Here is a 12,895-nt window from a genome sequence, read left to right on the forward strand (position 1 = left end):
TCAGGCCGATCCGAGTACTTGTTGCAAGACGGATCGGCACATGGGGTTTCGTGGTGACCAAGATGGGGTAATTCGGCTCACAGCCCACATTCGTGTGGTCTCCGAGAGCAGTGTGGAACTGCATGACCAGCACCATGAGAGGTAGACAATGGCAGCCAGGGAACCAGAGGAATTCCGCGAGACGGAGGTCCCATCCGAAAATACCGACAGTGAAGTGTTGGCCCCCGCGACGCCCGGAGCAGAGGTCTTGGGTGTCGATACGGAAGACGAAGAGACACAAGCCGAATAGAACCGTGCCAAGACCCCGACTTCGAGTGAATCGAGGTCGGGGTCTTGTCGTATTCGCATCTCTCAATCGCGGCCTTGTCGAAATGCAATGTCCGAATACGTCCCGGGAATGGTGGGCTCGAGGGTACGGTTCAGTCACTGGCTTCACGAGAGCACAAGCCAGTCGTCGATATCCCTTGGTGACTTCGGAACCCTTGTTCCACACCACGATTGGCGAATACTCATCCCCGCGAACCGCTGCGAAGTTCGTTTGGACTCGTGGCACCGGATGCTGCCTTGCCCCGCTCACCCGACTCGAGAGGTCGACAGTGCCCCGAAACAGACGTATGCCCAGGATTGCCGCGTCATCGCTTTCCGTTGTGCTGATCCTATTGTTGGCCGCGTGCGGTGGAGGCAGTACCTCGAATGGCAATGGTGCGTCCGAAGGCGAAGGCACACCGGTGGCGGGAGGTTCCGCGCGGATATTGCAGAGCGGCGAACCACGCTCTCTCGATCCCGCGGCGTTGACGAATACCTGGTCACACCAACCGGTCCTGGGTAACGCGCTGTATGGCGCATTGATGGTCAACAATGGCGAATCGCTCGCGATCGAGTACAAGATGGCCACCGACTTCTCCAGCTCCGACGGAGGCGTCACGTTCAATCTCGCCTTGCGCCCGGGACTGACGTTCACCGACGACACACCGCTCGATGCCGCAGCGGTCAAGTTCAATTGGGATCGCCTGAAAGATCCGGCGCTGGGCTCGACGTCGATCCGACAGGCAACGCAGGTGGCCGCCACCGAGGTGATCGACCCGCAGAACCTCAAGGTGACCATGACGACCGCCAATCCGCATTTTGCTCAATCGCTGCTCAGCGGGTCGATGAACTGGATTGCTTCTCCCACCGCACTGGCCAAGGGGACGAAAGCTTTTGACGAAAATCCGGTCGGCGCAGGGCCGTTCGTGCTGTCCAACTGGGCTCGTCAGGATGCGATCGACCTGACCAAGAATCCGGGGTTCTGGGACGCGCCCAAACCGTATCTGGACCAGATCACCATCACCACCGTGCCCGACAGCAATCAGAGAATCAACGTGATGACCACCGGCGGAGCCGATCTCGCCTCCGAAACAAATTGGGCGAACATTCACAAGGCCGAAAAGGCGGGCCTGACCGGTCAGGTCGTCGCCACCAGCGGCGGCCAGATCGTGGGCATGAACTTCCGCCGGGCCCCGTTCAACGACATCCGCGCCCGCGAAGCCATTGCGCTCGCCGTGGACCGCGATGCACTGAACACCGTTGTCTACAACAACGAAGCAGAGGTCCCGGCAACGCTACTCGCCAAAGAGTCACCGTTCTTCAGCGATGTTCAGATTCGATCAGCCGACAAGGCGCGAGCGCAGGAACTGTTCGATGAGTTGGCCGCAGAAGGAAAACCGGTCTCCTTCACATTCCTTTCCTATCCCACCACCGAGAGCAAAGCGGTTGCCGAAGGTGTTCAGACGCAATTGAGTGCATTCGACAATGTCGACGTCGAGGTCGAGGTCGTGGACTATGCAGCGGCCACCGCGCGTGCCGGTCAGCGTGATTTCGACATGACGATCACCGCATCACTCTTCGAAGACCCGGACGCCGGCCTGTGGCCGTCATTCCATTCGACGTCGTCGGGCAACTTCCTGGGTGTCAACGATCCTGAGTTGGATCAGGCGCTGGATCTCGGTCGAACCGCGTCGACACCAGAGGAACGCACCCAAGCCTACGAAACCGTCCAGAAGCGTTTGGCAGAGATTTATCCCGGCGTCTGGTACGTCAGGGCCCTGCCCAGCGTCATCTTCGGGGCGAACGTCCACGGGGTCGATCTGTACACCCTGGGATCACCGCTACCCGAGGATATCTGGCTGAACTGACGGGTCGCGCAACACCTTTCCGGCCGCGGCGAACTCGCGAACCCTGGTGTTGTCCCAGATCTGCGCGGGCACGCCGCCGCCGAGGAGCGCGCGGGTCAGCGCAGGGGAGCGGCCGATCTCGGTGTCGCTGCCCGCGATCACGATGTTGCCGTAGCGGCGGCCCTTGAGCATGGCCGGATCGGCGATGATCACCATGTGTTCGAAGATGGTTCCCATGGTGGCGGCCTCGGCGCGCGCCAAGGTCAGATCGCGGGTGTCTCCGCAGTTCACGACATAGATGCCGCCGGGCGCCAACACCCGTCGCACCTGGTTGACGAACTCCAGCGTGGTCAGCTCCGGCGGCGTGACGACCCCGGAGAACACGTCGCGGATGATCAGATCCCGGGTTGTGTCGGTGAGCGACTCGGTGACCTCCCGCGCATCGCCCGCACGAAGTCGCAGAAGCGGCGCGCGGGGCAGGTTGAACCACTCGCGGACCAGTTCGGTCAGCCGCTTGTCGATGTCGACGGCGACCTGCCTCGCGTCGGGATAGGTGGCTGCGAGATAGCGCGCCATCGAACACGCGCCGGCGCCCAGATGCAGGGCGCGCAGCCGCTCGGTGGTGGGCCAATGGTCACCGATCAACTCGGCCATCCACTGCATGTACTCGAAATCGAGCATGGTCGGATCGGCCAGGTTGATATGCGAGCTCTGCGCACCGTTGACGGTGATCATCCAGCCGTCGGTCAGGTGATCGCGGACGAGCTCACACGTACCCGTGTCGATGGGGTAGATGCCCGGCTTCGGCCCGTCGTCCTCGCGGGCCGGCGTGGACCTGCGGGACTGGGTGTTCTTACGCGATTTGGCCATCGACGTCAGTACACGTCACGGAGATAACGCTTTTCGCGTTTGAGGGTGTTCACGAAATCCTCGGCGGCGTCGGCGTCGAGGCCGCCGTGTTCGGCGACCACATCATGCAGTGCGGCGTCGACGTCCTTGGCCATCTGCGATGCGTCGCCGCAGACGTAGAGGTGCGCTCCATCGCGGAGCCAGCGGAACAGTTCGTCACCGTTCTCACGCATCCGGTCCTGGACGTAGATCTTGTGCTCCTGGTCGCGGGAGAAGGCCAGGTCGAGGCGGGTGAGGATGCCGTCGCGCTGGAACTGGACGATCTCGTCCTCGTACATGAAATCGGTGGCCCGGTGATGATCACCGAAGAACAACCAGTTGCGGCCGCGCGCGCCGCGGGCCTTGCGTTCGTAGAGGAACGACCGGAAGGGTGCCACGCCGGTGCCGGGACCGATCATGATCACCGGAACCGAGTCGTCGGCCGGCAACCGAAACGACTTGTTCTTCGAGAGGAAGACTCCTGCGGTTCCGCCGGCCTTGATCCGGTCGGCCAGATACGTCGAGCACTGTCCGCGTCGGTCACGCTCGCCCGAACGGTGACGCACCGCGGCAACCGTCAGATGGACCATGCCGCGGTGGGTCAGCGGGCTCGACGAGATCGAATAGACGCGGTGGGCGAGGGGCCGCAGCAGGTCGATGAGTTCGGCGGCGGAGATCTGCAGGGTCGGCTCGAGGTCGAGGAGGTCGAGGACATCTTTGCCCCACAACCAACCCTCGAGCGCTTCGCGGTCTTCCGTCGAGAGGATGTGGACGAGTTCGGCGTCGCCGGAGTGATCGGCCATGTGGTTGATCAGCTCCCGCGTCGGCAGCGAGATCTCGTACTCGAAGGTGAGCAGGTCGCGAAGTGTCGACTCGCCGGCGCGCGTGGTGATCATCTCGTCGGGGTCGGCGCCGATGCGCTCGATCAGCGCGGCCACCAACGCCGGATCGTTGACCGGCTTGATGCCCAGCCCGTCGCCGGCCTCATAGTCGATGTCGCTGTCACCGAGGTCGAACACCACGTGACGGACGTCCTTGCGGGATTCAGATCCCCGCAGCGGACGGTTCGCGACGAGCGTCGCGCCGTACGGGTTCTTGCGGGTCCAGGGGGAGCGCTTCGGTTTGTCCGCCCGTGGCAGAGAAGGGGTTTCGGTGGTGGCGGTCACAGCGTGCAAAATCTCCGGTGCATCAGTTGTCGTATCCAGGTCACGTAACGCGATCAGGGCGCGGGCGAGGACGTCCTCGCGGGAGGCGACGATGGTCCCGGACGCCGATCCGGTGTCGTAGCCGGCAAGGAAGCCGGACAACCACAGCCGCTCATCTCCGGTGAACTGGGCGTCATCGGGCAGGTTGGACGTTTTCATGGCCTGATTGCTCTCCGAAGTCTGCGCGCGTGCGTGTACCTGCGTCGGGTACCGCTGCTCCATTGAAGCGGCACCAGACGGTGCTGAGGGTACCCTCAGCTGGTGGTGTCGGCCGATCGCATGGATCTGGATCACATGGACCTAGGATGTGGCCGGTGAGGTCATCGGGAGCGCACCGGACAGCAGGGTTGGCGATCGGCTATCTCCTCGATCGTAGGTTCGGCGATCCGCGGCGACTGCATCCGGTGGCCGGGATGGGGATCTCTGCGGGCAGACTAGAACGGCTCCTGTATTGCGATTCGCGGTCGGCCGGAGTGGCCTTCACCGCGGTCTGTGTGGGCACTGCGCTCGGTGCCGGGCTCATCGGTCGACGCGGCGGTGTGGTCGGTGTGGCGTTGGCCACGTGGGTTGCGCTGGGCGGATCGTCATTGGCGGACGTCGGCGACCGGTTGGCCGATGAGTTGGAAGCCGGTCACGTCGACGGAGCCCGCGGGCTCATCCCGAGTCTGTGCGGTCGTGATCCGAACAGCCTCGACGAATCCGGGATGGCGCGTGCGGCGGTGGAATCAGTGGCAGAGAACACATCTGATGCGGCGGTGGCGCCGCTGCTGTGGGGGTTCGTGGCGGGCGTTCCCGGGCTGCTGGCCTACCGGATGATCAACACCCTCGACGCGATGGTCGGCTACCGCAACGAGCGATACGAGAACTTCGGCTGGGCCAGTGCCCGGCTCGACGATGTTGCGAACTATCTGCCGGCACGTCTGACCGGGGCGCTGGTGATCGCCCTCGGGCCGAATCGGCGAGGCGCGGTGGCCGCGGTCCGGCGTGATGCCCGGGCTCATCCCAGTCCGAATGCGGGTGTGGTCGAGGCTGCGTTCGCAGGGGCGCTCGGGGTGTCGATCGGCGGACGGACCGTCTATCGCCACCGGATCGAGGATCGGCCGGTCCTCGGCCGGGGTCCGGCACCGGCCGCGCAGGACGTACGTCGGACAGCTCAGCTGTCCCGACGAGTTCAGGTCGGAGCGTTAGCGGCCGTAGCGGTCGGACAGCTTGTCGCTGCTGCCCTGATCGGCCTTCGGACCCGAACCGATCACCCCACCGCGAACCTCTGAACCGGCGCCCCCGGTCGACGACGCCGCCAGCGCTTCCCGGGTCTCGCGCCCGCGCTCGCGGGGCTTCTTCGGGATCGTCCCGTCCTTGGCGGCACGGCGTTGCTTGTATTCGGACCAGGCGAAGTAGCCCAATCCCAGCGGGGCCATCACGCCGAACGCGATCCATTGCAATCCGTACGACAGGTACGGACCCGAATCGAGCTGGGGCAGACCCATCACGCCGAGACCGCCGGGCTGACCCTCATCGAGCTGGAGGTATCCGTTGGTCAGTGGGAGATCGACGGCAGCACCCAGGACCGTGGGGTCGATCGAATACACCTGCAGGGCACCGGCTTCGACGCGTGGTTCTCGGCCGGGACTGGTGCCTTCGGCCGAACGGATCCGAGCCTCGACCGTGACCTCGCCGGTCGGTGGTGCCGCGATAGGTGGCAGCGACGTGCCCTGCAGCGGTGTCACATATCCACGATTGACGAGATAGGTGGCGCCGTCGGTGCTCTGCAGCGGTGTGAGCACCTCGTACGCCGGCTGCCCATCGATATGGCGGAGGCGGACGACAGCCTGCTGCTCGGGGAGATAGGTGCCGGTCACCAGGACCTTGCGCCATTCGGCGTCCTTGACAGGTTGCCCGTCGTCGTACAGATCTGCGATCGGCACCGGGTCCGTGGTCTCGGCCTTGCGGAGCAAATCGTTCTGGTGTTCATTGTCCGAGTTCTTGCCCAGTTGCCAGGGCGCGAGGAGCCAGAAGCACGCCACCGCGAAAGCGACCACAACGACAGCGAGCAGAAGCCAGCCGGGCCGAAGGAAACTACGGAGGATGCGCACCCCTATACGGTACCGAGCTGCTCGATGTGTCCCCCGACTCCCCATACACACGTGCGGCGAATCCTGCCGACCGACCTCGGCCTGGTTACTCTTGGCGAGGTTGGCGGGCGGACGGCCCGCCACGTGTTGGGGAGGCTCGAATGCGCGATCTGGTGTGTCGTAAATGTGGACAGAAGTTGTCCTTCGAGAACACGCTGTGCTTGAGCTGCAGTAGCCCGTTGGGGTTTCATCTGCCGTCGCGCACCATGTTCACGCTGGACGAGGAGGCGACCACCGAGATCGACGGCGACGTTCTCGTCCGGTGTGCCAACTTCGAACTGATCTCGTGCAACTGGTTGGTGCCCCCGGTCGAGCCGGGTGCAAGCAGCCCCGAAGGAGAGCCGGATCCGTCGGCGCTCTGTGAATCGTGCCGCCTGACGCGGACCCGTCCGGCCGACAAGGACGTCGATGCGATCGCGGCGTTCGGTACCGCCGAGACCAACAAGCGGCGCGTGATCCTCGAACTCAGTGAGTTGGGCCTGCCGATCGAAGGCCGGGACGTCGATCCGCAGACCGGGCTGGCCTTCGATCTGCTCTCGAGTGCCAAGACGAAGGTGATCACCGGTCATGCCGACGGGGTGATCACCCTGGACCTGGCCGAGGGCGACGACGTGCACCGAGAACAGTTGCGGGTGTCGATGGACGAGCCCTACCGGACCCTGATCGGGCACTTCCGCCACGAGATCGGGCACTACTACCAGATGGTGCTGGTCGGGACCGGTGAGCATCGGCCCCGGTTCGAAGAACTCTTCGGCAACCCCGACGACGACTATCAGGCGGCGCTCGACCGGCACTACAGCCAGGGTCCGCCCGATGACTGGAAACAGGATTACGTCTCGTCCTACGCGACGATGCATCCCGCCGAGGACTGGGCCGAGACGTTCGCGCATTATCTCCACATCCGCGACACCCTCGACACCGCCGCCGCGTTCGCGATGGCACCTGCCGGCGCAACGCTCGACAGCGTGCTGGTCGGGGATGTGGGGTTCGATCAGATCATCGACCTGTGGTTACCGCTGACCTGGGCGCTGAACCAGATCAACCGGTCGATGGGGCATCGGGATCTCTACCCGTTCGTGCTGCCGCCGAAGGTGCTCGAGAAGATGCGGTTCATCCATGGACTGATCGCCCCGGCAGCCCTCTGATCCGAAAGAACGCCGGAGATCTACACCCGCGTGCGCACCCAATCGAGAAGTCCGGGCATGGCGGCCTCGATCTGGGTGCGCACGGTCGTGAAGTCTTTGTCGCTGCCGTAGTACGGGTCGGCGATCTCGACGTCGTCGGCGTCGGGATCGAAACTGCGCAGCAGCCGGGTCCGGTCGCCGGCGCCCATCTTGTGCAGGGCTGCGTCGTGGCTGCTGTCCATTGCGATCAGCAGGTCGGCGTCCAGATGCTCGGGGCCCACTTTTGCAGCGGTGTGTTCGTCGTCGTATCCCGCAGCAGTCAGTTCGGTGCGCGCACGGGCGTCGGCGGGATCGCCGACGTGCCAGCCGCCGGTACCGGCGCTCGTCACGCGGACCTTGCCGTCCAGGCCGGAGTCTTCGAGTGCGCGCCGAAAGATGTTCTGCGCCATCGGTGACCGGCAGATGTTGCCGGTGCAGACAAACGTGACGTGTAGTGGTTCAGCCATGGATCAGCTTCCTCAACCGGTCCACCGAGTCCATCGTCCAGGCGGCGTCGGCGCCCTCGTCACCGACCGCGTACCCCCAGTCGACGAAGATCGCCGGGATCCCGTACTGCGCCGAACCGTGGACGTCGTGGGACCGGTCGCCGATCATGACGATCGGATGATCTGCGGCGTCGGCGATGCCGAGTTCGCTCAGGGCGTGTCCGATCACGTCGGACTTGCTGCGCCTGCTGCCGTCGCCGGAGGCCCCGGCGATGTACTTGAAATGCGAGGCGAGACCGAAATGTTCGAGGATCGCCCGGGCGGTGTCCTGGTTCTTGGAGGTCGCGACGGCCATCAGCCGACCGGACTGCGTCAGGTCGGCCAGCAGGTCGGCCATGCCGTCGAAGACCGAGTTCTCCAGCCATCCGGTCTCGACGTAACGCTGCCGATAGGCGGCCATGGCGGCCTCGACGTCGGCGTCGTCGAGGTCCATGCCGCGCAGGCTGTCGATCATCGGTGGTCCGGCGAGTCCGGCGACGAGCGCCGGGTCAGGTTCGGGTGCGCCGACCGCGGCGAGCGCGTGGCGGAAACTCTTCTCGATGCCCTCGAACGAATCGGTGATCGTGCCGTCGAGGTCGAACAGCAGAATGGTCGCCGGATCGGCCGGGTCCGGAAGGTCAGGCCTGTTGATCGAACTCACCACTCCATCCTGCCCGTAGGCTCGACAACTGTGAAATCGGACGAGCTGACCGACCTGGGGCGCCACGGCGACGCGGACGCCCAACCAGGCCTGATCGACTTCGCGGTCAATGTCCGCGGCAACACCCCACAGTTCGTTCTCGACGCACTGGCAGCGCGCCTCGGTGACCTGGCGGCCTATCCCGGCGCCGGCGATCAGCAGCGCGCCACCATGGCGATCGCGCGGCGTCATCACCGGGATCCGTCCGAGGTGTTGTTGCTCGCCGGTGCCGCCGAGGGTTTTGCTCTGCTGCCGGAGTTGGCCCCCCGCCGGGCAGCGCTGATCCAACCGTCGTTCACCGAACCCGAGCGGGCATTGCGTGCGGCAGGCATCGACATCGAGCAGGTGGTGCTGCCGCCGCCCTGGACATTGGACCCGCAGTCGGTGCCCGAGGATGCGGACCTGGTGGTCCTGGGCAATCCCACGAATCCGACGTCGGTGCTGCATCCCCGGCAGACGATCGAGGCATTGCGTCGGCCCGGCCGGGTCATCGTGGTCGACGAGGCATTCGCGGACGTGGTGCCGGGCGAGCCGCAGACGCTGTCGGGGTACCGCGGCGACGACATCCTTGTCCTGCGCAGCATCACGAAAACATTTGCGCTGGCGGGTCTGCGGGCCGGCTACTTCCTGGGATCGCCCGAGCTGCTCGAACGGCTGGGGCGCCGGCGACCACACTGGCCGCTGGGTACCTTGCAACTGGCGGCGCTGGAACTCTGTGCCGGCGAGCAGGCAGCCGACTACGCCCGCGCCGAAGCGCTTTCGGTTGTGGAGCAACGTGATTGGCTGATCGAGGCGTTGTCCACCGTGGGGGTGCGGGTGGTCGGCGAACCGGCGGCGTCCTTTGTGACGATCTCGGTGGCCGACGGGACCGCTCTGAAAGAGGCTCTGCGGGGACATGGTTACGCGGTCCGCAGCTGCGCCAACTTCGTCGGGATGGACGCGAACCATCTGCGGCTCGCGGTCCGGGACCGCGCAACCGTCGACGGATTGGTCGACACGATCAGAAAGGTGCTCTGATGACGGGTATGACCACTGTGGCCGATGTGATCGGGATCCTCGAACGCGCATATCCGACCCGGCTGGCGGAGAGCTGGGATTCGGTGGGCCTGGTCTGCGGTGACCCCGGCGACGCCGTCACCTCGGTACTCTGTTGTGTCGACGTCACCGATGCGGTGGTCGACCAGGCACTGGAATCCGGGGTGGATCTGATTGTGGCCCACCATCCTCTGCTCCTGCGTGGTGTCGACACCGTCGGTGCCCACACCCCGAAGGGGCGGATCGTGCACCGCCTGATCAGGGGCGGGTGCGCTCTCTATACCGCGCACACCAACGCCGATTCGGCCAACCCGGGTGTCTCTGATGCCCTGGGTGCGCTGCTCGGGCTCACCGACCTCCGGCCCCTCGACCCGAAACCTGCAGAGGCGATGGACAAGTGGTCCGTGTTCGTCCCGGCCGACGACGTGGCGTCCGTCCGGGAGGCGATGTTCGATGCCGGCGCCGGTGAGATCGGTGACTACAGCCACTGCTGCTGGAGCACGTCCGGCACCGGCCAGTTCCGGCCCGGCGCGGCTGCCGCCCCGGCGATCGGCGAGCGCGGCGAGGTGACGAGGGTGGCCGAGGAACGCGTCGAGATGGTGTCGGGTCGCCGCGTGCGCTCGGGTGTCCTGACCGCGCTGCGCAGCGCCCATCCTTATGAAGAGCCGGCCTTCGACCTCATCGAGTTGGTACCGGCCCGCGGCGACGAGGGCCTCGGACGCGTTGGTGAGCTGCCCGAATCGATGAGTCTGGCGGCGTTCACGGAACTGGTCGCGCGGGCCTTGCCGGCCTCGGCCGTGGGAATCCGCGCCGCCGGTGACCCGGAGGCGACCATCACGACCGTCGCGGTCTGTGGCGGTGCCGGTGATTCGATGCTGGCCACGGCCCGCGCGGTGGGCGCGGACGTCTACGTCACCGGCGACCTACGGCATCACCCGGTGGACGAACATCTGCGAGGTGGTGGTCCGGCGCTGATCGACGCCGGGCATTGGAGTACCGAGTTCCCCTGGTGCACGCAGGTCGCGGGTCTTCTCGCCGATGCCGCCCCCGGGCTCGGGACCGGCGTTTTCGCCACCCCGACAGATCCATGGACAATTCATCGGAGCGGCCACTGACACGCGTGACCGCGTACGGTTGCAAAAATGTCATCACCGGCGCCGGGCGGCGCCGCACGACTTGTTGATCCGGCCCGTTGGACCGGACAGTAGAGGAATGAAGGAACACTGGTGAAAGCAGATCCGGCCGACCAACGCTTGATGTTGGACATTGCCGATGTCGATGCGGAGTTGCATCGAGTCGAACACCGGCGGTCCACGTTGCCCGAGATCGCCGAACTGGCCCGACTCGAAGAGCAGCTGAACACCCAGCGGGACGAGGCCGTGCGGGCTCAGATCGCCGCCGAGGACCTGCTCCGCGAGGCCCGGCGACTCGACAACGAGATCACGTCGATGACGATGCGTGAGGAGAAGGACAACCAGCAGTTGGCCGCAGGCAACCTGCCGGCCAAGCAGCTGAGCGAATTGGAGCACGAGGTGACCGGATTGATCCGCCGCCGTGGACTGCTCGAAGACGAGATGCTCGAGGTGATGGAACAGCAGGAAGCCGTCGGCGCGGACGAACAGCGCGCATCGGCGATGACCAACCACACGCTGCGGCAGATCGAGGAGGCCACGGCCCGGCGCGACGCCGCCCTGGCGAAGATCGACGAAGATGCGGCCGCCATCGCCGAGAAGCGCGCCGCGCTGACCGCCAACGTCAACCCGGATCTGATGGCCATCTACGACAAGCAGGTGTCGTCGGGACGGGTGGGTGCCGGACTCCTGCGGGCCGCACGGTGCGGTGCCTGCCGGATGGAACTCGATCGGGGACTGCTCAGCCGGATCAACTCGACCCCCACCGACGAGGTCGTCCGATGCGACGAATGCGGCGCCATCCTGGTGCGCACGCACGAGTCGGGATTGGCTTCTTCGTGAGAGTTGTTGTCGAGGCCGACGGCGGTTCGCGGGGCAACCCCGGACCGGCGGGCTACGGCGCGGTCGTGTTCGACGCCGACCGGGCCGCGGTCCTGGCCGAACGCAAAGAGGCCCTCGGTATCGCGACCAACAACGTCGCCGAGTACCGCGGGCTGATCGCCGGTCTGACCGCGGCGCAGGAGGTGGGCGCCGACGAGGTGTCCGTCCGGATGGATTCAAAGCTGGTCGTCGAGCAGATGTCCGGCCGGTGGAAGATCAAGCATCCGGACATGATTCCGCTGGCCGCGCGGGCGAAGTCGCTGGCGTCGGGATTCTCGAACGTCGACTACACCTGGATTCCGCGGCATCAGAACTCACACGCCGATCGTCTGGCCAACGAGGCCATGGATGCCGCGGCCGCCGGTGAGGAGGTCGCCGCGGTGACCGGGCAACCGAGTAAGGAACCGCTCAAGCCCGCGCCGAGGGCGCCGGGCTGGAACGGTGCGATGGGCAATCCCACGCGAATGTTGTTGTTGCGGCACGGGCAGACCCCGTTGTCGGTGGAGCGGCGCTACTCCGGGCGCGGGAATCCGCAACTGACCGAATTGGGTCGCGATCAGGCGGCAAGGGCAGCCAAACGCCTGGCGGCCCGGGCGCAGACCGCCGCCGAACCGGACGGTATCTCGGCAGTGGTCTGTTCCCCGCTGGGGCGCGCCCGCGACACCGCCGAGGCCGCTGCGGCGGCGCTGGGTCTGTCGGTCGTCGTGCACGACGGGCTGATCGAAACCGATTTCGGCGACTGGGAAGGATTGACCTTCGCCGAGGCGGCGGCCCAGGATCCCGAGCTCCACAAGGCCTGGATCGGCGACACGAGCATCGCGCCTCCCGGCGGCGAGAGCTTCGACACCGCCACCATCCGAATCCTCAAGGCGCAGGCGGAGATCATCGATCAGTACGGCCCCGGCGAGGTGCTGGTGGTGTCCCACGTGACACCCATCAAGGTGCTCCTGCGGGAAGCGCTCGGTGTGGGGTCGTCGATTCTCTACCGGATGCACCTCGACCTGGCATCTCTGAGCATCGCCGAGTTCTATCCCGACGGTGGTGCGTCGGTGCGGTTGGTCAACGACACGAACCACCTGGGCGGGATCTGATCTCTCCCAGGTGGTTCGGGGCGCACTACCG

General features: G+C 65.6%; 12 protein-coding genes. 7 read left to right on the plus strand and 5 right to left on the minus strand.

What is annotated here, in order from left to right:
- Positions 1–728: 728 nt before the first annotated feature.
- The gene (locus AC51GT_RS02050) at positions 729–2,174 is read left to right on the plus strand and encodes an ABC transporter substrate-binding protein (RefSeq protein WP_496327683.1); all 1,446 of its coding nucleotides are present in this window, start codon (positions 729–731) and stop codon (positions 2,172–2,174) included.
- Here the strand turns inward: AC51GT_RS02050 and AC51GT_RS02055 are convergent.
- Both AC51GT_RS02055 and AC51GT_RS02060 read right to left on the minus strand, forming a co-directional pair.
- Positions 2,148–3,023, minus strand: coding sequence for a spermidine synthase (locus AC51GT_RS02055; protein WP_496327684.1), 876 nt, complete (start codon positions 3,021–3,023; stop codon positions 2,148–2,150). The genes AC51GT_RS02050 and AC51GT_RS02055 overlap by 27 nt on opposite strands.
- Positions 3,024–3,028: 5 nt before the next feature.
- Complete coding sequence (locus tag AC51GT_RS02060; protein WP_496327685.1) at positions 3,029–4,405, minus strand: sulfite reductase subunit alpha; 1,377 nt, start codon at positions 4,403–4,405, stop codon at positions 3,029–3,031.
- Between the two features lie 146 nt (positions 4,406–4,551).
- Here AC51GT_RS02060 and AC51GT_RS02065 point away from each other — a divergent pair, with 146 nt between their 5' ends.
- Positions 4,552–5,517, plus strand: coding sequence for a cobalamin biosynthesis protein (locus tag AC51GT_RS02065; protein WP_496327686.1), 966 nt, complete (start codon positions 4,552–4,554; stop codon positions 5,515–5,517).
- On the opposite strand, the gene AC51GT_RS02070 is transcribed toward AC51GT_RS02065, so the two are convergent.
- Entirely contained in the window at positions 5,431–6,339 is a 909-nt protein-coding gene (locus AC51GT_RS02070) for an SURF1 family cytochrome oxidase biogenesis protein (RefSeq protein ID WP_496327687.1), read from the minus strand. The two genes, AC51GT_RS02065 and AC51GT_RS02070, sit on opposite strands and share 87 nt — an antisense overlap.
- A gap of 140 nt (positions 6,340–6,479) precedes the next feature.
- Here AC51GT_RS02070 and AC51GT_RS02075 point away from each other — a divergent pair, with 140 nt between their 5' ends.
- Positions 6,480–7,523 (plus strand): zinc-binding metallopeptidase family protein, encoded by a 1,044-nt coding sequence (locus AC51GT_RS02075; RefSeq protein WP_496323723.1) that lies wholly within the window; start codon positions 6,480–6,482, stop codon positions 7,521–7,523.
- 20 nt (positions 7,524–7,543) lie between these two features.
- On the opposite strand, the gene AC51GT_RS02080 is transcribed toward AC51GT_RS02075, so the two are convergent.
- Entirely contained in the window at positions 7,544–8,008 is a 465-nt protein-coding gene (locus AC51GT_RS02080; protein ID WP_496327688.1) for a low molecular weight protein-tyrosine-phosphatase, read from the minus strand.
- A complete protein-coding gene (locus AC51GT_RS02085) occupies positions 8,001–8,687 on the minus strand; it encodes an HAD hydrolase-like protein (RefSeq protein ID WP_496327689.1) in 687 nt (228 codons plus the stop codon). Before AC51GT_RS02085 ends, AC51GT_RS02080 begins: the two co-directional genes overlap by 8 nt.
- Positions 8,688–8,717: 30 nt before the next feature.
- Between AC51GT_RS02085 and cobC the strand changes: the two genes are divergently transcribed.
- The 4 genes from cobC to AC51GT_RS02105 all read left to right on the plus strand — a co-directional run bounded on the left by cobC (position 8,718) and on the right by AC51GT_RS02105 (position 12,864).
- Positions 8,718–9,743, plus strand: a complete 1,026-nt coding sequence (gene cobC / locus AC51GT_RS02090) for an Rv2231c family histidinol phosphate aminotransferase CobC (protein WP_496327690.1) — start codon at positions 8,718–8,720, stop codon at positions 9,741–9,743.
- 8 nt (positions 9,744–9,751) lie between these two features.
- Positions 9,752–10,876: a Nif3-like dinuclear metal center hexameric protein gene (locus tag AC51GT_RS02095; RefSeq protein WP_496327995.1), complete on the plus strand. Its 1,125-nt coding sequence runs from the start codon at positions 9,752–9,754 to the stop codon at positions 10,874–10,876.
- Positions 10,877–10,987: 111 nt separating this feature from the next.
- Complete coding sequence (locus tag AC51GT_RS02100) at positions 10,988–11,734, plus strand: zinc ribbon domain-containing protein (protein WP_496323727.1); 747 nt, start codon at positions 10,988–10,990, stop codon at positions 11,732–11,734.
- Complete coding sequence (locus AC51GT_RS02105) at positions 11,683–12,864, plus strand: bifunctional RNase H/acid phosphatase (protein ID WP_496327691.1); 1,182 nt, start codon at positions 11,683–11,685, stop codon at positions 12,862–12,864. Before AC51GT_RS02100 ends, AC51GT_RS02105 begins: the two co-directional genes overlap by 52 nt.
- The last annotated feature ends 31 nt before the right edge of the window (positions 12,865–12,895 follow it).

Source organism: Williamsia sp. z34 (assembly GCF_059553395.1).

Coding starts and splice junctions, on each gene's coding strand:
- AC51GT_RS02060 (WP_496327685.1), bottom strand. CDS start 4,405: ATGAAAACGTCCAACCTGCCCGATGACGCCCAGTTCACCGGAGATGAG.
- AC51GT_RS02065 (WP_496327686.1), top strand. CDS start 4,552: ATGTGGCCGGTGAGGTCATCGGGAGCGCACCGGACAGCAGGGTTGGCG.
- AC51GT_RS02055 (WP_496327684.1), bottom strand. CDS start 3,023: ATGGCCAAATCGCGTAAGAACACCCAGTCCCGCAGGTCCACGCCGGCC.
- AC51GT_RS02095 (WP_496327995.1), top strand. CDS start 9,752: ATGACCACTGTGGCCGATGTGATCGGGATCCTCGAACGCGCATATCCG.
- AC51GT_RS02080 (WP_496327688.1), bottom strand. CDS start 8,008: ATGGCTGAACCACTACACGTCACGTTTGTCTGCACCGGCAACATCTGC.
- AC51GT_RS02105 (WP_496327691.1), top strand. CDS start 11,683: ATGCGGCGCCATCCTGGTGCGCACGCACGAGTCGGGATTGGCTTCTTC.
- AC51GT_RS02075 (WP_496323723.1), top strand. CDS start 6,480: ATGCGCGATCTGGTGTGTCGTAAATGTGGACAGAAGTTGTCCTTCGAG.